Here is an 18,724-nt window from a genome sequence, read left to right as displayed (position 1 = left end):
GTCCAGCCGGTTCTGCACATCGGCATTCGGTTGCACCGACTGCCAGCCGTTGCTGGTGTGCTGCTGCCAGCCGTTATCCGTGTGCTGGTAGACGTTTCCGTCGTGCCCCGCATAGACATTGCCGTTGTTCCAGACCACGGCGTTGTCCTTGTTCGGATTGGCGACAAAGCCTCGACTGCCCGCCGTCTGCTGGCCGGTCTGCGTGTTGCCGGCCACGCCGATCTCGCCAGCGCCCACGCGGCCGGTCTGCGCGTTGTAGCCTGCGGCCTGTCGGCCCGCCGCATAGTTGCCCGAATACTCGTTGCCGGCCACGCCGCCGCGCGCCGCACCTTCGCGGCCGGTCGACGGATTGGCGAACGATCCCTGGCGCCCCGCCGCGTAGTTGCCCGAGTAGGGATTGAAGGCCGCACCCCGGCTGCCCTGGTAGCGAGCGCCCGTGGCCGCGTTGTAGCCGGCACCTGCCGTGCCACGCCACTGGGTGCCGGTCCAGGCATTCCAGCCTTCGGCATGGGTGACCGTGCCTTGCCCCCACCGGCCATAGAAGTTCGCCTGGTTGATATTGACGAAGTTGCCGCCGCCCCAGCCGCCGTACCAGTACGGACCCCAGTACGGCGCCGCGCCGCCCCAGATCGCGCCTGCCGCAAAGCCGAACGCAAACCCCTCGGCCACGCCGATGCCGAAGCCTGCGCCATAGCCGTACGTCACCGGATAGCCGTAGTAATAGCTGCCGACATAGGGCGGATAGACATAGCCCGTGCCGTAGACGACGGTGCCGTCGGGGCTGACCACCACGCCCATATAGCCCGGCGTGTAGCCGACCACGACAGTCGTCGGTGTGACCGAGTAGATCCGCACATAGGTCACGTAATACAGCGGCGAACTGGGCGGGATCGTGTAGATGGCCGAGGGCACTTCGGTGGCCACGCGCCACGGGCCGCCCGGCACACCAGCGGTGAACCAGACGCCGTTGGCCACGGCGTAGTAGTGGGCGCTATCGACCTCGATCACGGGCGTGCCCGTGTTGACCGCGTAGCGCAGTGACGTGCCGGTGATGGCCTCGAATTTCGGCGGGCCATCGTAGGTGACGGCGACCGTGGCCTTGTCACGTGCCACCGAGGCGGTCTGCGGAATCGTCGCCGCGATCTCGGCTTCGCGGGCCTGCGGCGTGCCCGGCACCGAGACCAGTACATTCGCCTTGGGGTCCTTCGGCGAGATCTTCGCGAACTCCGCCGGCAACTGGTCACCGGGCACGTATTCCCATGGCCCGTTGAGCATCGCCGCGCGGAACCAGCGCCCCGAGATCAGCACATAGGTCTGGTTGCTCGACGGATCGACAAAGACCGCGTGGTCGGCATTGGACATCGTCAGCAGGCCCACCCCCGCGACCGGTGTCATCTGCGGCTCGCCCTGTGTCACGATCAGTTCCGCTGGCCGCGTCGCCAACTGCACGGCTGGCGGCCGCGCGGGCTTCTTGCCATCGGCAGGCATCATCGGATCCGCCTTCGGCTCGTTCTTGACCGCTGCAATCTTGCGGGCGGCGCCTAGCAGCGCGGCGGGCGGATTGGCGACGGCATCCCACTTCCCACCCTCCGATGCCGAGCGATACCAGTAACCCCCCGCCTGCAGCCATAGCTCGCCGCTGGTATCGCGCAGCAGCAACGCGCGGCTGTTGATCGCGCGCTCGTAGCCAGTGCCAGCCACCTCGCGCCAGACGGGCTCGCCATCCACATGCACAAGCAGCGTGGGCGTGGCGGCGAACAGGATCTGCGGAGCATCGTTCTTCACGGGCACGCGCTGCGCTTTCGCCAGTTCCTGCGACACGGCGTAGCTGGCCTGCAACTCATCCAGCGGCACGGTCAGGCCCTTGGGAGACAACTGGCCGATCAGGGCCTGGCGGATCTTGTCGGCGGCTTCCGGGCGTGTGGGCACGTCCACGCTATCGATCTGGATCTTCGACAGTTGCACCAGCGCCGATGGCTTGTCGATATCGGCCTGCGCCGAAAAACGCGCCACGCCATAGGTCGGCGCACCGTCCTTGGCGCCGATGCCCACTGCGGCGCGACCTGACATCCGGTCACCCTCCCATTTCTCGATCTCGGGCTGGTAAAGCTCCACGTGCTCACCCGCCACCTCGTAGCTGCGCGGCCAGGTGAGCGGCGCCACCTTGCGGGCGGCGCTGGCGGGCTGGGCCGTGGTGGCAGCCTGCGCATCCACCGGCAGCGGCGCCGCCGCCACACCGAGCAGCGCCGCGGCGATCAACGTAGGGCTGATGGGCAAACGCCTGGGAAATCGCTTCAACATAGAAACTCCAGCAAGAATGGGCAGCATCAGACACCACTGCAGCGTCAGTGAATCTAAATGACCGCGCAGGCTGGAACAATGCGCCTCGAAAACATTCATCTTGCGCCCAAAATCGGACAGATCGATGCCGCCTTGCCACGGGCAGCGCAGGCATTTGTCGCGTATCTTGCACCTACACCCTTGAATCATGCGCGTGAGGGCCTCAACTACGTCGAATTACGATGCCATCGCCCCCGCCATGAGTTCCAAGCTGCTGCGCCGCTCCCTGTTGCTGCCCGCGATGATCGTCGCGGCGCTCCACGTCTATATCGGGGTGCGCCTGCTCCCGCCCCTGCCCGGTCCGCTGGTGGTCCACACGGTGGGCGTGCTCTGGCTCATGGCGTCGAGCCTGCTGATTCCGTCCGCGTTGATGGCCCGGCGCCTGTCCACGGGCTGGGCGGATCGACTGAGCTGGATCGGCATGCTGGCGATGGGCTTCTTCTCGTCGCTGCTGATCCTGACCGTCGCCCGCGACATCTTCCTGCTCGTAGCCACCCTGACCGGCTGGCAGCCTGCCCGCCTCGCTGCCAACAGCGCAGCGGCAGTGTGGGGACTGGCGCTGGCAGTCTCGGCCATCGGTTTCTTCAACGCGCGGGGGCTGGCGCGGGTGGTGAAGGTGGATGTGCCGATCGCTAACCTACCCGAGGCATTCCAGGGTTTCACCATCGCGCAGATCAGCGATATCCACGTGGGGCCGACGATCAAGCGCCCCTATCTCGATCGCATCGTCGATCGCGTGAACGGCCTCAAACCCGACGCCATCGCCGTGACGGGCGATCTTGTGGACGGTTCGGTTCGCGAGCTATCGGCCCACACCGCACCCTTCGCGCGACTGGAAGCGCGGCATGGCGCCTATGTGGTCACAGGCAATCACGAGTACTACTCTGGCGCGGAGCCGTGGATCGCCGAACTGCGGCGCCTGGGCCTGACGGTGCTGATGAACGAGCATGTGGTGGTCACGCGCGGGCAGGCGTCGCTGGTGCTGGGTGGCGTGACCGATTTCACGGCGGGCGGCTTTATCGAAAGCCATCGCAGCGATCCGGTTCGTGCGCTGCAGGGTGCGCCAGCCGATGCGTCCGCACGCGTGTTGTTCGCCCATCAGCCGCGCTCGGCCCCCGCTGCTGCAGCGGCAGGTTTCGATCTGCAGCTATCGGGACACACGCATGGCGGCCAGTTCTGGCCATGGAACCTGTTCGTGCCAATGCAGCAGCCCTATGTGCATGGGCTGAACCGGCATGAAAGGATGTGGATCTATGTGAGCCGCGGAACGGGCTACTGGGGTCCGCCGAAGAGGTTCGGGGCACCGTCGGAGATTACGCTGGTGAGGTTGGTGCGGGGGTGAGTCTTCTGCTCTACCGCTTGTTTGCTCCCCTCTCCCGCGACGCGGGAGAGGGGTTGGGGGAGAGGGCCGGAAGTTCTGCTTGCCGACATCAGCAATTTGAACCGCTGGCCCTCTCCCCCGCCCCTCTCCCACAAGTGGGAGAGGGGAGAAGAACCAATCAACGCATGATCGGCTTGTACCGGATCCGCTTCGGCTTCGCAGCTTCTTCACCCAGGCGCTTCTTCTTGTCCGCTTCGTATTCCTGGTAATTGCCCGGGAAGAACTCCACGTGCGAATCGCCTTCGAAGGCCAGGATGTGCGTAGCGATACGATCCAGGAACCAGCGATCGTGGGAGATCACCATGACGCAGCCGGCGAACTCCAGCAGTGCGTCTTCCAGCGCGCGCAGCGTTTCCACGTCGAGGTCGTTCGACGGTTCGTCCAGCAGCAGCACGTTGCCGCCTTCGATCAGCGTCTTGGCCATATGCAGGCGACCGCGTTCACCGCCTGACAGCGAGCCCACGGTTTTCTGCTGGTCGCCGCCCTTGAAGTTGAAGCGGCCGATGTAGGCGCGCGACGGCGTTTCGTAGCGGCCCACCGTCAGCACATCGGAGCCGCCCGAGATTTCCTCGAACACGGTCTTCGTGCCATCCAGCGCATCGCGGCTCTGGTCCACGAATGCCATCTTCACCGTCGGGCCGACCTTGATCTCGCCGCTATCCGGCTGTTCCTTGCCGGTGAGCATCTTGAAGAACGTCGATTTACCGGCGCCGTTCGGCCCGATGATGCCGACGATGGCGCCCGGCGGCACCTTGAAGCTGAGATTGTCGATCAGCAGTCGATCGCCAAAGCTCTTGCTGACGTTCTCGAATTCGATCACTTCATTGCCCAGACGCTCGCCCACAGGGATGAAGATTTCCTGGGTTTCGTTGCGCTTCTGGTATTCCTGGCTGTTCAGTTCGTCAAAGCGCGCGAGACGCGCCTTCGACTTGGCCTGACGGCCCTTCGGATTCTGGCGCACCCACTCCAGTTCCTTGTTCAACGCCTTCTGGCGGGCCGACTCGCTCGACTCTTCCTGCTTCAGCCGGTTTTCCTTCTGCTCCAGCCACGAGCTGTAGTTGCCCTTCCACGGAATGCCATGGCCGCGATCCAGTTCGAGAATCCACTCGGCGGCGTTATCGAGGAAGTAGCGATCGTGGGTCACGGCCACCACGGTGCCCGGGAAGCGCGTCAGGAACTGTTCGAGCCAGTCCACGGACTCGGCGTCCAGGTGGTTGGTCGGTTCGTCGAGCAGCAGCATGTCGGGGCGCGACAGCAGCAGGCGGCACAGCGCCACGCGGCGCTTTTCACCACCGGACAGGTTGCCGATCTTGGCGTCCCACGGCGGCAGGCGCAGCGCATCGGCGGCGATGTCGAGTTGCAGCTCGGCGTTGTTGCCATCGCTGGCAGCCAGGATGGCTTCGTACTTGGCCTGCTCGGCGGCCAGCGCGTCGAAGTCGGCGTCCGGCTCGGCGTAGGCCGCATAAATTTCGTCGAGCTTCTTGCGCGCTTCGAACACGCCGCCCAGCCCGGCTTCCACCGATTCACGAACGGTCTGCTCGGGATCGAGCTGCGGCTCCTGCGACAGATAGCCGATGTTCAGGTTCGGCATCGGCGTAGCTTCGCCCTCGATTTCCTTGTCGAGGCCGGCCATGATCTTCAGCAGCGTGGACTTGCCCGAGCCGTTCAGGCCCAGCACGCCGATCTTGGCGCCGGGGAAGAAGGACAGCGAGATGTCCTTGAGAATGTGACGCTTGGGCGGAACGATCTTGCCCACGCGGTTCATGGTGAAAACGTACTGTGCCATGGGAGCGGGTTCGGTTGAGTGCTGTGGAATGCGGAGGAAGGCGGCTGCGCTGGGCGCACCGCGAGGGAATGGCGGGAGTGTAGCAAACGGATGGCAGGACTCAATGCCATCCCCGCATCACCCACCTGGCACCCACGCATTGATCCGGCACGGCCGGTACAATACCGGGTTCTTTGGAGCGCCTTCACGGTGCTTCCATCACCCCCGAATTTCTCCGATATCTTCCGAATTGCGATGAGCAAACCCGCCCTGACCCTGAAGTTCAAGTGCAAGAAGTGCACGAAACCCGTCACGCTGTATCTGCAAAAGACCTCGGCCTGCTCGCACATCATGCCGTACCAAGGCATCTGCAAGTGCGGCGAACTGATGCGCCACGCCACCGGTGACAAGGACGCGGTCGCGTCGTTCGTCAACTCGACGGACAACAGCTGGATGCACCAGCACCATCACCACCACTGATTGACGATTGGCGATGACCGAAGGCTGGCGGCCGGGCGTGAAAGACCCGATGCGATTCCTGGGCGGCTATCCGCCCAACGTACTCGACCAGGTGCGCGCCGCGATGGCGGCCGGCACGCTGGGCGACCATATCGCACGCCGCTATCCAGAGCACCACATCATCCAGACCGATCGCGCGCTCTACGAATACACCGCAGAACTCAAGCAGGAATACCTGCGCAGCGCGCCGCCGCTGCACAAGGTGGGCTACGACGCGCGGCTCGACACCGCGCAACACGCGCTCGGCCTGCACACAGCCATCTCGCGCGTACAGGGTGGCAAGCTCAAGGCAAAAAAGGAAATCCGCGTGGCGTCGCTATTCAAGGACGCACCCGCCGATTTCCTGCGGATGATCGTCGTCCACGAACTCGCCCACCTGAAAGAGAGCGACCACGACAAGGCGTTCTATCGCCTCTGCGAACATATGGAACCGCGTTATCACCAGCTGGAGTTTGATACGCGCGTGTATCTGGCGTGGCGGGAAGTGGAAAAGACGCAAGGGGCTCGCTGAACCCCTTGTTTGCTCCCCTCTCCCGCAAGGCGGGAGAGGGGCAGGGGGAGAGGGCTCAGCGGTTCAAATTGCGATCAGTCGCAATACAAGCCTTTGCCCTCTCCCCCACCCCTCTCCCACTATCGCGGGAGAGGGGAGCGCATAACGACTTATCGCGCTGCGAAAATCAATCGCAGCTATACCGATACTTGTCATTCAACGCCAACGGCAGCACCAACGTCCGCAGGTTCAACGCCTTGGCCTTCGCGCATAGCGTCTTGCGCGTGGTGGCGTCCTTCCACTTCGTCTGATACTCCACGTTGAACACAGGCTTGCCCTGTACGGTGAACGCCGAGTAACCCGCGCATTCGTTGTACCTGAAGCACGACTCGTTCACCGCGAAATCGAACGACGAAGCCAGATCACCCAACTGGTCCACACTGTTCTTCAATCCCACGGCCAGTCCGCGCGCATGCGCTTCGGTTGCCAGGAAGCGGTTGTAGTCGAGCTGCGTGGCTGCTGTCAGCGGCAAGCCCGGCTTATTGGTGTAGCCGTCGACATTGTCGGGATCGACCCCATCGCAGCCCTTCGCCCTGGCGAGGTCCATGCGCGCTTTCATGATCGTACGCACGTTGGCCGATCGCGTGTCGAGCCAACGTTCGCCCGCCCAGCCATCGAGTGCATTACCCATATCGGCCGCCTTGAACTTCGAGAAGTCCGAGCGCCAGTTCTCGCTGCTGCCTGCGGAGAAGTAGCAGACCACGCGCTTGCCCTGCGCCTTCAGGTTATCGATGGTGGCCTGCGGCGTATCGAACAGGTCGATGTCGAACACCGCCGCGTTGTAGCTCGTGTTGACGGTGCCCTGCAGTTGCAGTTGCCACGTGTCGTTCACCGAGGGGATCCACCGCGCCGGTGTCACCGTGCTTCCCGATGTTGCCATCGTCGACAACATCGTGGCATTCGCTTCCGACACCCGCACTACCGAATTGCCATCGTCGTCACCGCCGCCACCGCATGCGGCCACTGTCCCGACGATCGCCGCCATTGCCACGCGCGCAAGCCCCCGGCCTGCTTTCCTGCGTTCCATAGATTGACCTCTCCAGTTGTACCCAACAGAAAAAAAATCGGCCGGATTGTTTGTCCCCCGCGTGGCCAGCCACCGGCGCGGGGATGCCCTTTTTCAGAAAGGGTCGGTACGGTGTGGCACCGATTATGCGCGAGACAAGCGTCGATGACTGGACAACTCACCGCCCTGTCGTCACGCCACAGGACTGTCATCGAACTCCGCCACCCTTACGGGACTTGTCCGCTTAGAAGTTATCGGTTGAGGATTCTGGAGATTGAAGGGGGATGCCGAAGTCGGCCCAAGCCAGATCGAAGATCGCCGATTGTGCAGTCATTGTGTAACGAAAAAGACATATCGCTTCCCTAGTATCTGCGGCTGTCCCTGAACCGGCGCGCGTCACGCAACGCGCGCCTTCCCGCAAAAGACTGGAGGAACGATCATGTCGTACATCACCGACAAGCTGCGCGCACCGCGCCGCGAAGCAGAAGGCAACAAGACAGTACCGGGCCAGACGCTCGAAGAACTCGTAGCCGCCAACCCGGCCCGTCGCCGCGTACTGCGCGGCAGTCTCGGCATGTCGCTGCTGTCCGCCTTCGGCGGCGGCACGCTCCTCGCCGCATGCGGTGGCGACGACGACAACACCGCCGCACCGGCGCCCGCCCCTGCACCGGCTCCGGCCCCTGCACCGACGCCCGGCCAGCAGCCGCTCGACTACAGCGTCAACTTCAAGGGCCTGGACTCGAAGATCACGGCCAACAAGGTGACCGTAGCCGAGAACTACGAGACCTACACGATATTCTCGGCAGGCGACCCGGTCGCTCCGGGCGCAGCCGGCTACAAGGGGGCGTTCCAGACGTCGATGGAAACGGAGCAGCAGGCCGGCGGCAATCACGACGGCATGCACTTCTATGAAATCCCCGGCGTCGATCCGCAAAAGGGCGGCCTGCTCGTGATGAACCACGAAGCACCGGATGCCGCCATCCTGATGTCCGGCTCATACGACCCCGCCACCGCCACGCCCGAGCAGAAACGCATCGTGCTGTCGTCGGTAGGCGTGTCCGTCATCGAGATCGAACTCGTGGCCGGCAAGTGGGAAGTCAAGCGCAACTCGCTCTACAACAAGCGCTACTCCGGCAACACGTCTTACCGCGTGTCCGGCCCGGCCGCAGCCGCCGTGGGCCCCGTGGTCATCGGCACGCTCAACAACTGCTCCAGCGGCCATACGCCGTGGGGCACGTACCTGACGTGCGAGGAAACCACCGACAACTACCTCGACCCGACGCACGCCGACGAAGGCTACGGCTGGGTGGTCGAGATCGACCCGCTCCAGCAGATCAGCGGCCTGCCCGTGAAGCGCACCGCCATGGGCCGCTTCGACCACGAGAACACCGCGTTCATGACCACCGCAGACAATCGCGTGGCGTTCTACATGGGCGACGACGGCACGCCTGGCTGCATCTACAAATTCATCCCGAGCGCCGCGTTCGACGCCACCAATCGCCTGAACAACGCCAGCCTGCTCGACAACGGCACGCTCTACGCGGCCAAGTTCAATGCCGACGGCACCGGCGACTGGATCGAACTGACCCAGGGCAAGAACGGCCTCACCGCCGGCGCCTCGGACCCGGGCAACTGGACCCAGGCCGCCCCGGGCGTGGTAGTGCCGGTCAACGTCGACTTCAACACCCAGTCAGACGTCCTGATCAACACCAAGGCCGCCGCCCGCGTGGCAGGCGCCACGCTGATGGATCGCCCCGAGTGGATCACGGTGGGCCTCGACAAGACCATCTACTGCACGCTGACCAACAACGGCAGCCGCGTGCAAATCGACGCAGCCAACCCGCGCAACAACAACTCGCACGGCCACATCATCCGCTGGCGCGAAGACGGCGACTCCCCGCTCGCCACCAAGTTCAAGTGGGAAATCCTGCTGCTAGCCGGCGACCCCTCGATCGCCGCCCCCAACCTGAAGGGCAACATGATTGGCGCCACCTTCAGCAGCCCCGACGGCATCCGCGTGGACCCGAAAGGCCGCCTCTGGGTGCAAACCGACGCCGGCACCGGTACATCCGTCACGAACATCTTCGGCGCGAACTCGATGCACTACGTCGACCAGGTGACGAAGGAAGTGCGACGCCTGCTGGTCGGACCGCAAGGGTGCGAAATCACCGGCCTGGCCTACACGCCGGATCTGACGACGTTCTTTGTGAATATCCAGCATCCGACGGGGACGGGGGTGGCTGGTGGGAACTGGCCGGATGCGAACCTGCCGTCGAGGTCTTCGACGGTGGTGGTGCGGCATAAGGATGGGAAGCCGGTGGGGGGGTGATATCCACGAGGGAAGAAGTAAAAAAGCCACGCTTTCGCGTGGCTTTTTTACTGGAAATTGGTGCCGGCTGCAGGACTCGAACCCGCCACCTGATGATTACAAATCAACTGCTCTACCTGATGAGCTAAGCCGGCATGTTTGGTGCAGACCGCGATTCTACTGCATGCGGTCGGCTTTGTGGATGTCTATTTGACAACCTTCAGCGATGGCTTCTTGCCGCCGATGCGGGGCACAGGCGGTGGGGTCGGTTCGTCGTCCGAATCGACGCCGCCAGCGTCGGCGGTAACCGGCGCGGGCGTGTCGATGTCCACCGGGGCCAGCTTCGGAGGCGGGTTGTTTTCGCGTTCTGTAGCAGCCTGGGTTTCGGGGACGCTGCGTTCTACCGGGAACGCCATGCCCTGCCCGTTTTCGCGTGCGTAGATGGCCAGCACGTTTTCGATGGGCACATCGATCTTGCGCGATACGCCACCGAAGCGGGCGCTGAAAGCAATCCATTCGTTGCCCATGTCCAGGCCGCTGGTTGCGTCGAAGCTCACGTTCAGCACGATTTCGTTGTTCTTCACGAACTCGCGCGGCACGTTGGTCTGGCTGTCGACGAACACGGCGATGTACGGCGTGAAGCCGTTATCCGTGCACCACTCGTAGATGGCGCGGATCAGGTAGGGCTTGGTGGAAGTTTCAGACATTAGCTTTGCGGTGGCGTCGCGGCCGTCTTAGCGACGCATGACCTTTTCGGACGGAGTCAGTGCTTCGATGTAGGCCGGGCGGCTGAAAATACGTTCTGCGTACTTCAGCAGCGGTGCGGCGTTCTTCGACAGTTCAATGCCGTAGTGGTCCAGGCGCCAGAGCAGCGGCGCGATGGCGACGTCGAGCATCGAGAACTCTTCGCCCAGCATGTACTTGTTCTTGACGAAGATCGGGGCGAGCTGGGTCAGGCGGTCGCGAATCGCGGCGCGGGCACGCTCGTGGTTCTTCTCGGCGGCCTTGCCCTTCTCGTTCTCCAGCACGTACACGTGGGTGAACAGTTCCTTTTCGAAGTTGAACAGGAACAGGCGGGCGCGGGCGCGTTGCACCGGGTCTGCCGGCATCAGCTGCGGATGCGGGAAGCGCTCGTCGATGTACTCGTTGATGATGTTCGATTCGTACAGGATCAGGTCGCGTTCGACGAGAATCGGCACCTGGCCGTACGGATTCATCACCGAAATATCTTCCGGCTTGTTGAACAGGTCAACGTCGCGAATTTCGAAATCCATGCCCTTTTCGAAGAGGACAAGGCGGCAACGTTGGGAAAACGGGCAAGTGGTACCCGAATACAACACCATCATGGTTGAATTCCTTGGGTGGGAAGTGCGCCAAATTCGTAGCAATTTGACGAACTTAGCAGTGCTAGCTCAGACAGGGCAAACATTCTGCCGGAACGGCCCATCGAAAAGCAAATTAGTTACAAATGATCCATGGATCACTGAAACCACCAGGCCGGCATCGGTAACCCGAAACGCCCCAAGCAAAAGGGTCGGCGCGGCGGTGCATTGCTGCAACTTCCGCGCCGACCCCTGGGGATGGCATCCTGCGTTGTTACAAACACCGTTACAAAGCTAACGGAGCAAACCTCCCCTGCTTACTTCACATCCTTCCAGTACGCCGCATTCAGGCGCCAGGCGAAGATGGCAAAAACGCCGAGGAAGAGCAGCACCCAGACGCCGAGCCGCTTGCGGCGGCTCTGCGCCGGCTCAGCCATCCAGTTGAGGTAGTTCACCAGGTCGGCTGCAGCCTGGTCATACTCCTGCGTGCTCATCTTGCCAGCAGTAACCTGCTCCCAGCCAGCCAGTTTCTGCACCTTGTGGCCGTGCTCCTCCACTTCGGCGAACTTCGGCACGCGAACACCTTGCAATTCCCACAGCACGTGCGGCATGCCGACGGCCGGGAAAACCAGGTTGTTCCAGCCCGTCGCGCGGGTGTCGTCACGGTAGAAGGTACGCAGATAGGTGTAGAGCCAGTCATTGCCCCGTGCGCGGGCGATGACCGACAGGTCCGGCGGAGCTGCGCCGAAGAACGCCTTGGCATCCTTCGGCGGCATCGCCACAGTCATCGTATCGCCCACCTTGTCCCCGGTGAACAACAGGTTCTGACGGATCTGGTCGTCAGTCAGACCCAGGTCCTTGAGCCGGTTGTAGCGCATCATCGATGCACCGTGGCAGTTCAGGCAGTAGTTGACGAACAGCTTGGCGCCACGCTGCAGCGACGATACATCGCTGGTATCCAGCGGCGCCGGCTCCAGCGGATAGCCTCCTTCTGCGGCCATCGCGGGCAGCGCGGCAAGGCACGCGCCGACCAGTGCGAAGATCGAAAGCAACTTTTTCATCTTGTGTCCTTGTCCTCTTGTAGGGTCGCGCGGCGTCTTAGTGCGGATGGAACGTGACACGCTCCGGCACCGGCTTGAACGTGCCGGCACGGCTCCACAACGGCATGGTCAGGAAGAAGGCGAAGTACAGCAGCGTACCGAGCTGCGACACCTTCTCGCCGACCGGCGACGGCGGTTGGACACCCAGGTAACCCAGGACCAGGAACACCACCACGAAGACCGTGAGAATTGTCTTGTGGAAACCCGGACGGTAACGGATGGACTTGACCGGCGAGCAGTCGAGCCACGGCATGAAGAACAGCACGATTACCGAGCCGCCCATCACCAGCACCCCCCAGAACTTGGCGTCGATGAAATAGAAGCCAACGGCCAGGATCACAAGCACCGCAACCGAACCAATGCGGATGCGCGCATCCTTCGTGCGAAGGAACACCATGCCCAGCACGAACGCGAAGAACAGCCACAGAATCGGCAGGAAGTTCGTGGTCGTGGCGCGCAGCATCGAATAGAACGGCGTGAAGTACCACACCGGTGCGATGTGCGGCGGTGTCTTGAGCGGATCCGCCGGGAAGAAATTGTTGGCTTCCAGGAAGTAGCCACCCACGTCCGGGAAGAAGAAGATCACCGCCGAGAAACAGATCAGGAAGCCTGCCACGCCCACCAGGTCATGCACCGAGTAGTACGGGTGGAACGGGATGCCGTCGAGCGGAACACCGTTCTCGTCCTTCTTCGCCTTGATCTCCACGCCGTCCGGGTTGTTCGAGCCCACTTCGTGCAGCGCGATGATGTGCGCCACCACCAGGCCCAGCAGCACCAGCGGCACTGCAATGACGTGGAACGAGAAGAAGCGGTTCAGCGTGGCATCGCTCACCACGTAGTCGCCGCGGATGAACAGCGACAGGTCCTGGCCGATCACGGGAATCGCCGAGAACAGGTTCACGATCACCTGCGCGCCCCAGTACGACATCTGGCCCCATGGCAGCAGGTAGCCCATGAACGCCTCGGCCATCAGGCACAGGAAGATCAGGCAGCCGAAGATCCAGACCAGTTCGCGCGGCTTGCGATACGAGCCGTACAGCAGCCCGCGGAACATGTGGAGGTACACGACCACGAAGAACGCCGAGGCGCCAGTGGAGTGCATGTAGCGGACCAGCCAGCCCCATGGCACCTCGCGCATGATGAACTCGACGCTGGCAAACGCCACGGGAATGCCGGCGGCATTCAGGGTGCCATCCGGCTTGTAGTTCATCACGAGGAAGATGCCCGTGACGATCTGGATCACGAGCACCAGCAGCGCGAGCGATCCGAAGAAATACCAGAAGTTGAAATTCTTCGGCGCGTAGTACTTGGAGAGATGATCTTCCCAGAGTTGGGTCGCGGGGAAACGGGCGTCGATCCAGCCCAGCAGCCCGGTAGTCTTGACTTCTTTTTCGGCCGCCATGATCACGCTTCTCCTTTCTCGTCCTTGCCGATCACGATCTTGGTGTCGGAGAGGAACTGGTACGGGGGGACGTCAAGGTTCTGCGGGGCAGGCTTGTTCTTGAACACGCGGCCAGCCAGATCGAACGTTGACCCGTGGCACGGGCAGAGGAAACCAGGATCGGCGCCGAGCTGCGGGTTGGCACCCGAGGCAAAGGGACCGGAGGGGGAACATCCAAGGTGGGAGCAGATGCCCACGACAACGAGGAGATCCTTGTGCTCGGCACGCGAGCGGGTCTCGTTCTTGCAATAGTCGGGCGTCGCCATCGTAAAGGGAACGTCTGACTTGGGATCCGCTACTTCAGCGTCGGTCTTCTGAAGCGAAGCCAGCATTTCCGGGGTACGGCGGAGAATCCAGACCGGCTTGCCACGCCATTCCACCGTCATCATTTCGCCAGGCTTCAAGGCACCAATGTCGGCCTCGACGGGCGCGCCGGCGGCCTTGGCCTTCTCCGACGGTGCAAAGGTACTGACGAAAGGTACTGCTACTGCTACGCCTCCTACGCCGCCCGCGACTGAAGTCGCGATCAACCAATTGCGGCGACCTTTGTCCACGTTCTTCACGTTTTGCTGGTCACTCATTCCAAACCCCAGGGGATGTCATCAATTGAATCCTGCGTCAACAAAAAATTATACCTGAGGCACATCTGGCGACGATAGGCGAACTACTGATAGCCGCGGCGCCGATAATCCGTCATGGGATCGCGGGTGTGACCGCTTGGGGGCGGTTCTGGCGCTGATTCCCGACTTGCACTCGAGGTTGCGATGATGCAGTCTTTGTCAAACTCAAACGTTAATCTGGAACAACAAAATGGAGAATAACCAATGGGAATGATGAGCGAGTTCCGAACTTTTGCAATGCGCGGCAATGTCGTGGACCTGGCGGTCGGGGTCATCATCGGTGCGGCCTTCGGCAAGATCGTGGATTCCATCGTCAACGATCTGATCATGCCGCTGGTGGGCCGGATCATCGGGAAGCTGGACTTCTCGAACCTCTTCATCGTGCTGGCGGACCCTCCGCCCAATGTGCCGCACACGCTGGCGGACCTGAAGAAGGCGGGCGTGCCAGTCTTTGCCTACGGTAACTTCCTGACCATCGTGGTCAATTTCGTGATCCTGGCCTTCATCATCTTCATGATGGTGCGCGCGGTGAACAAGATGCGCGCGAAGAGTGAGGAAGCGCCGAAGCCCGCCGAGACGCCCGAGGACATCAAGCTGCTGCGTGAAATCCGCGACAGCCTGCAAGCCCCGCGCGCCTGAGGCTCCTTCGGTTTGCAACCATATTCCGAATCCGGATCAGACCGGGTTCGGAATATCGATGAACGTGTGGCGCAGCTCGAAACGTTGTGCCAGATGTTCTCCGACGGCGCGGATGCCATACCGTTCCGTGGCGTGATGCCCCGCCGCGATGTAGGCCACCCCGCTCTCGCGCGCCAGATGAGTGGTCGGCTCGGAGACCTCACCGCTGATATAGACATCCACGCCGGCATCTACAGCCGCCGCAAAATAGCCCTGCGCACCGCCCGTACACCAGCCAACAGAACGGATCATCTGGTCCGGATCGCCAATCGTCAGCGGTTCCCGATCCAGCACGCCTCCCACGTGGGCGGCAAATGCTTTCAGCGGCATCGGCTGCAGCAATGTGCCCGTCCAGCCGAGTTGATCGTCGCTGAAACGTCCGATGGGAGACAGCCCCAGTTGCAACGCGAGTTGCGCGTTGTTGCCGAGTTCGGGGTGGTTGTCGAGCGGCAGATGGTAGGCCATCAGGTTGAGATCGGCGGCCAGCAGATTTTTCAAGCGCGCGTGCTTTTGACCGATGACCCGTGCATCCTCGTTCTTCCAAAAGTAGCCGTGATGGACGAGGATCGCGTCGGCACCGGCCTCGATCGCGGCGTCGATCAGTGCCAGGCTCGCCGTGACACCGGTGACGATATGCGTGACTTCGGGTCGACCTTGCACTTGTAGCCCGTTCGGGCAATAGTCCTTGAAACGCGGAACTTCCAGAAGGTCGTTCAAGTACAATTCAAGCTCTTTTGTTTTCATTTTCTGGTCAAAACTCCAATATGTTGCGCCGCTTCTGGCTGTTTTTCGCCCAGGCCGTCACGGTCGTGCTGGCCGTGTGGTTCGTGATAGCCACGCTCAAACCCGAGTGGCTGCAGCGCGGGCGGGTGGCCGTGCAATCCGGGTCTCCCATCGTCGCATTGAAGGAAGTAGTGCCCAGCGTGGCCGGTTCCGCAGCGCAGGGGTCGTACAGCGACGCTGCTCGCGAAGCGATGCCCGCGGTGGTCAATATCTTCACCAGCAAAAACGGCTCAAAGCGGACGCCCAACCCGCAGGCGGAAGATCCGTGGTTCCGGTTCTTCTTTGGCGATCGGCTGCCTGAGCGGCAGGAGCCCGTATCCAGCCTGGGTTCCGGAGTGATTGTCAGCGCCGAGGGTTACATTCTAACCAACCACCATGTGGTGGACGGCGCCGATGAGATAGAGGTAGCGCTGACCGACGGTCGCAAGGCCAACGCCAAGGTCGTGGGGTCCGATCCCGAAACAGACCTGGCAGTCCTGAAGATCACGCTGAAGGATTTGCCTGCAATCACGCTCGGTCGAATCGAGAACGTCAAGGTGGGCGATGTGGTGCTGGCCATCGGCAACCCGTTCGGTGTCGGCCAGACCGTGACGATGGGTATCGTCTCGGCGCTCGGCCGTAGCCATCTGGGCATCAATACCTTCGAGAACTTCATTCAGACCGACGCTGCAATCAATCCCGGTAACTCCGGCGGCGCGTTGGTCGATGCGCAAGGCAATCTGCTCGGCATCAACACGGCGATCTATTCGCGCTCGGGCGGCTCGCTGGGTATCGGCTTCGCCATCCCTGTCTCGACGGCCAAGCAGGTGATGGAGTCGATCATCTCGACTGGCAGCGTCACACGAGGCTGGATCGGTGTGGAGCCACAGGATCTGACGCCTGAAATTGCCGAATCCTTTGGTCTCGACGCCCGGGAAGGTGCGCTGATCGCCGCCATCGTGCAGGACGGACCTGCGGACAAGGCAGGCATGAAGCCTGGCGATGTGCTGGTCTCGGTCGATAACCAGGTCATTTCGGATACGACCGCACTGCTTAACGCCATCGCCCAGCTCAAACCCGGTGCCGAGGTAAAAATGAAGATGATCCGACGCGGCAAGGCGTCTGAACTGACTGTCACCATTGGCAAGCGACCTCCGCCGCCGCGGCGCGCGATGCCGTTGGACGAAGAGTGATCGCTGAGCAGCAATCGATAGTGCAGTAGAAGGTCTCAACGCAGAAAGCAAAACCCCCGCCTCTTCAGACGGGGGTTTTGCTTTTTGAGGGTCACCGATGCTGCACCGATGCAAACAACACAGGAATGGGGCGACGACAGGCGCTTTCCCGTCGATGCTGCTGGATACTCCCTCACCACCCCGGAGTCAGAGGCGGTACATGGCGCCACGCTCGAATCCAGCCTCTCGCATCGTCTGCGCCGCCGGATTCAATGTGCCATCCATGTCTCCGAACAGACCACCGATTCGCACCGGCGAGCGAAAGGGATACGACGGAGTCCAAGGCGCGCAACTTGAAACCCACAACCCAGGCCACAAAACAAAACGCCGGCATCCTTGCGGATACCGGCGTTTTGGACAAGCCGAATCTGAAGCGGGCTTACACCCGCGTCAAATTAGAACTTGTGGCGAACACCAACCACAGCGCCGAACTGGTTGGCACCGTTGTTGGTCGCGCCGAAGGCCGAACCACCAGCGCCCGTGCCCGACAGACCCAGTTGCGAGCCGTCCTTGTTCTTCGTGTAGGCGACGTTGAAGTACGCGTCGGTACGCTTCGAGAACGCGTAGTCAGCCGAAGCCACGAAGCTCCACGGATCTGCACCGCTGTTGCGGAAGTCTTGGTAGTACGCAGCGCCCGTCAGCGAGAACGCCGGGGTCAGCTGGTAACCCACGCCCAGCCAGTACAGGTTGGAGGTCGACGAGTTGTTCGGTTGACCGATTGCCACGGCGCCCGGCAGCACTGCGCCGTCCAGAGCCTTGGCCCAACGGTAACCAGCGAACACCTTGGCCGGGCCAAAGGCGTACGTACCGGCTGCCGATGCGCGACGGATCTTGGCGTCGGTCAGACCAGCAACGTTGATACCTTGGTTCGTTTCGTCGTAAATGGCACCGAACGAGAACGGACCTGCTGCGTAGATCAGGCTGGCAGTGTAAGCACGGCCCAGCTTGTAGTTGCCCGGAACTTCGCCAGCGGTGCCTTGGTAGGTCACGCCGCCGATGGTGTTGGCTGCGCCGCCAGTGTTCGTGCCTTGGCTATACAGCAGCGAGCCGGTCAGGCCGCCGAACTTGCCGATGTACTTCAGCGAGTTGTCAGCACGAGCCTGGAATTCCGGAGCTTGGCCAGTGATCGAGTAGTTCGAAGCGATGGCCATCGGGTCGAAGGCCAGACCGAAGTCATAGAACGGCGTCTGGTGGCGACCCAGGGTCAGCGTGCCGTAGTTGCTTTGCAGACCGACGAAAGCCTGACGACCGAACAGGCGGTTGCTTTGGCCCATCGTGCCGCTATCAACGTTGAAACCGCTTTCCAGGACGAACACGCCCTTCAGGCCGCCGCCCAGATCTTCCACGCCGCGCAGGCCCCAACGGCTGCCGGACATGTTGCCCGAGTTCAGGCGCACGACGTCGTGGCTGCCCGAAACGCCCGGCTGATGGTTTTGGTATTCGATACCGGCGTCAACGACACCGTACAGGGTCACGCTCGATTGGGCATAGGCGCCACCGGCGGCCAGAGCGGCAACGGCAGCAGCAAACAGTTTCATCTTCATATCGACACTTTCCTTGTCAACTGATTGGGAAATCTTGGTTGCCCAAGTGCTTGGGCGACGCATTTAGCTTCACGTCTGCGTCGTATTATGTGTCACCCCCCCTGCCCGTCAGAAGTCTTTTTCGCCGTAAACCGAGTTTACCGACGCTTCTTGTTG

At 62.1% G+C, this 18,724-nt stretch carries 16 protein-coding genes and 1 tRNA gene; 6 read left to right on the top strand and 11 right to left on the bottom strand.

Features of this window, described 5'->3' with window-relative positions; all coding sequences use genetic code 11:
• A partial coding sequence (locus tag FFS21_RS13475; protein ID WP_137925329.1) for a DUF3300 domain-containing protein occupies window positions 1-2,301 on the bottom strand: 2,301 nt, incomplete at its 3' end.
• Between the two features lie 238 nt (window positions 2,302-2,539).
• On the opposite strand from FFS21_RS13475, the gene FFS21_RS13470 reads away from it, so the two are divergent.
• Window positions 2,540-3,682 carry a metallophosphoesterase gene (locus FFS21_RS13470; protein WP_137925328.1) on the top strand — a complete coding sequence of 381 codons (1,143 nt, stop codon included), beginning with the start codon at window positions 2,540-2,542 and terminating at the stop codon, window positions 3,680-3,682.
• A 157-nt stretch (window positions 3,683-3,839) separates the two neighbouring features.
• Here the strand turns inward: FFS21_RS13470 and ettA are convergent, their stop codons facing one another.
• Window positions 3,840-5,507: an energy-dependent translational throttle protein EttA gene (gene ettA / locus FFS21_RS13465; RefSeq protein ID WP_137925327.1), complete on the bottom strand. Its 1,668-nt coding sequence runs from the start codon at window positions 5,505-5,507 to the stop codon at window positions 3,840-3,842.
• A gap of 234 nt (window positions 5,508-5,741) precedes the next feature.
• Between ettA and FFS21_RS13460 the strand changes: the two genes are divergently transcribed.
• Together FFS21_RS13460 and FFS21_RS13455 are read left to right on the top strand one after the other, a co-directional pair.
• Entirely contained in the window at window positions 5,742-5,966 is a 225-nt protein-coding gene (locus tag FFS21_RS13460) for a hypothetical protein (RefSeq protein WP_137925326.1), read from the top strand.
• Window positions 5,967-6,015: 49 nt separating this feature from the next.
• A complete protein-coding gene (locus FFS21_RS13455; protein WP_137925333.1) occupies window positions 6,016-6,516 on the top strand; it encodes a M48 family metallopeptidase in 501 nt (166 codons plus the stop codon).
• A gap of 166 nt (window positions 6,517-6,682) precedes the next feature.
• Here FFS21_RS13455 and FFS21_RS13450 read toward each other — a convergent pair whose 3' ends face one another.
• Window positions 6,683-7,582, bottom strand: a complete 900-nt coding sequence (locus FFS21_RS13450; RefSeq protein WP_137925325.1) for an endo alpha-1,4 polygalactosaminidase — start codon at window positions 7,580-7,582, stop codon at window positions 6,683-6,685.
• A 418-nt stretch (window positions 7,583-8,000) separates the two neighbouring features.
• On the opposite strand from FFS21_RS13450, the gene FFS21_RS13445 reads away from it, so the two are divergent.
• A complete protein-coding gene (locus FFS21_RS13445) occupies window positions 8,001-9,890 on the top strand; it encodes a PhoX family protein (protein WP_137925324.1) in 1,890 nt (629 codons plus the stop codon).
• Window positions 9,891-9,948: 58 nt separating this feature from the next.
• Here the strand turns inward: FFS21_RS13445 and FFS21_RS13440 are convergent.
• From FFS21_RS13440 to petA, 6 genes are all read right to left on the bottom strand, one after another.
• Window positions 9,949-10,024, bottom strand: a tRNA-Thr gene (locus tag FFS21_RS13440).
• A 51-nt stretch (window positions 10,025-10,075) separates the two neighbouring features.
• Window positions 10,076-10,576: a ClpXP protease specificity-enhancing factor gene (locus FFS21_RS13435; RefSeq protein ID WP_137925323.1), complete on the bottom strand. Its 501-nt coding sequence runs from the start codon at window positions 10,574-10,576 to the stop codon at window positions 10,076-10,078.
• 27 nt (window positions 10,577-10,603) lie between these two features.
• A complete protein-coding gene (locus tag FFS21_RS13430) occupies window positions 10,604-11,215 on the bottom strand; it encodes a glutathione S-transferase N-terminal domain-containing protein (protein ID WP_008643086.1) in 612 nt (203 codons plus the stop codon).
• A 293-nt stretch (window positions 11,216-11,508) separates the two neighbouring features.
• Window positions 11,509-12,252: a cytochrome c1 gene (locus FFS21_RS13425; RefSeq protein WP_137925322.1), complete on the bottom strand. Its 744-nt coding sequence runs from the start codon at window positions 12,250-12,252 to the stop codon at window positions 11,509-11,511.
• A gap of 37 nt (window positions 12,253-12,289) precedes the next feature.
• Window positions 12,290-13,693, bottom strand: coding sequence for a cytochrome b (locus FFS21_RS13420; RefSeq protein WP_137925321.1), 1,404 nt, complete (start codon window positions 13,691-13,693; stop codon window positions 12,290-12,292).
• Between the two features lie 2 nt (window positions 13,694-13,695).
• Window positions 13,696-14,313 carry a ubiquinol-cytochrome c reductase iron-sulfur subunit gene (gene petA / locus FFS21_RS13415; protein WP_137925320.1) on the bottom strand — a complete coding sequence of 206 codons (618 nt, stop codon included), beginning with the start codon at window positions 14,311-14,313 and terminating at the stop codon, window positions 13,696-13,698.
• Between the two features lie 243 nt (window positions 14,314-14,556).
• Between petA and mscL the strand changes: the two genes are divergently transcribed.
• Window positions 14,557-14,991, top strand: coding sequence for a large conductance mechanosensitive channel protein MscL (gene mscL / locus FFS21_RS13410; protein ID WP_137925319.1), 435 nt, complete (start codon window positions 14,557-14,559; stop codon window positions 14,989-14,991).
• 36 nt (window positions 14,992-15,027) lie between these two features.
• Here the strand turns inward: mscL and FFS21_RS13405 are convergent, their stop codons facing one another.
• Window positions 15,028-15,774 (bottom strand): Nif3-like dinuclear metal center hexameric protein, encoded by a 747-nt coding sequence (locus FFS21_RS13405; RefSeq protein ID WP_137925318.1) that lies wholly within the window; start codon window positions 15,772-15,774, stop codon window positions 15,028-15,030.
• A gap of 20 nt (window positions 15,775-15,794) precedes the next feature.
• Here FFS21_RS13405 and FFS21_RS13400 point away from each other — a divergent pair, with 20 nt between their 5' ends.
• On the top strand, window positions 15,795-16,985 hold the full coding sequence (locus FFS21_RS13400; RefSeq protein ID WP_137925317.1) for a Do family serine endopeptidase: 1,191 nt from the start codon (window positions 15,795-15,797) through the stop codon (window positions 16,983-16,985).
• 434 nt (window positions 16,986-17,419) lie between these two features.
• Here the strand turns inward: FFS21_RS13400 and FFS21_RS13395 are convergent, their stop codons facing one another.
• A complete protein-coding gene (locus tag FFS21_RS13395) occupies window positions 17,420-18,568 on the bottom strand; it encodes a porin (RefSeq protein ID WP_249359362.1) in 1,149 nt (382 codons plus the stop codon).
• Between the last annotated feature and the right edge of the window lie 156 nt (window positions 18,569-18,724).

The organism is Cupriavidus sp. 2SB (assembly GCF_005503625.1).
Taxonomy (GTDB): domain Bacteria; phylum Pseudomonadota; class Gammaproteobacteria; order Burkholderiales; family Burkholderiaceae; genus Cupriavidus.
Note: the sequence above shows the minus strand (reverse complement) of the source record. Positions and strands in the feature narration are given on the sequence as shown.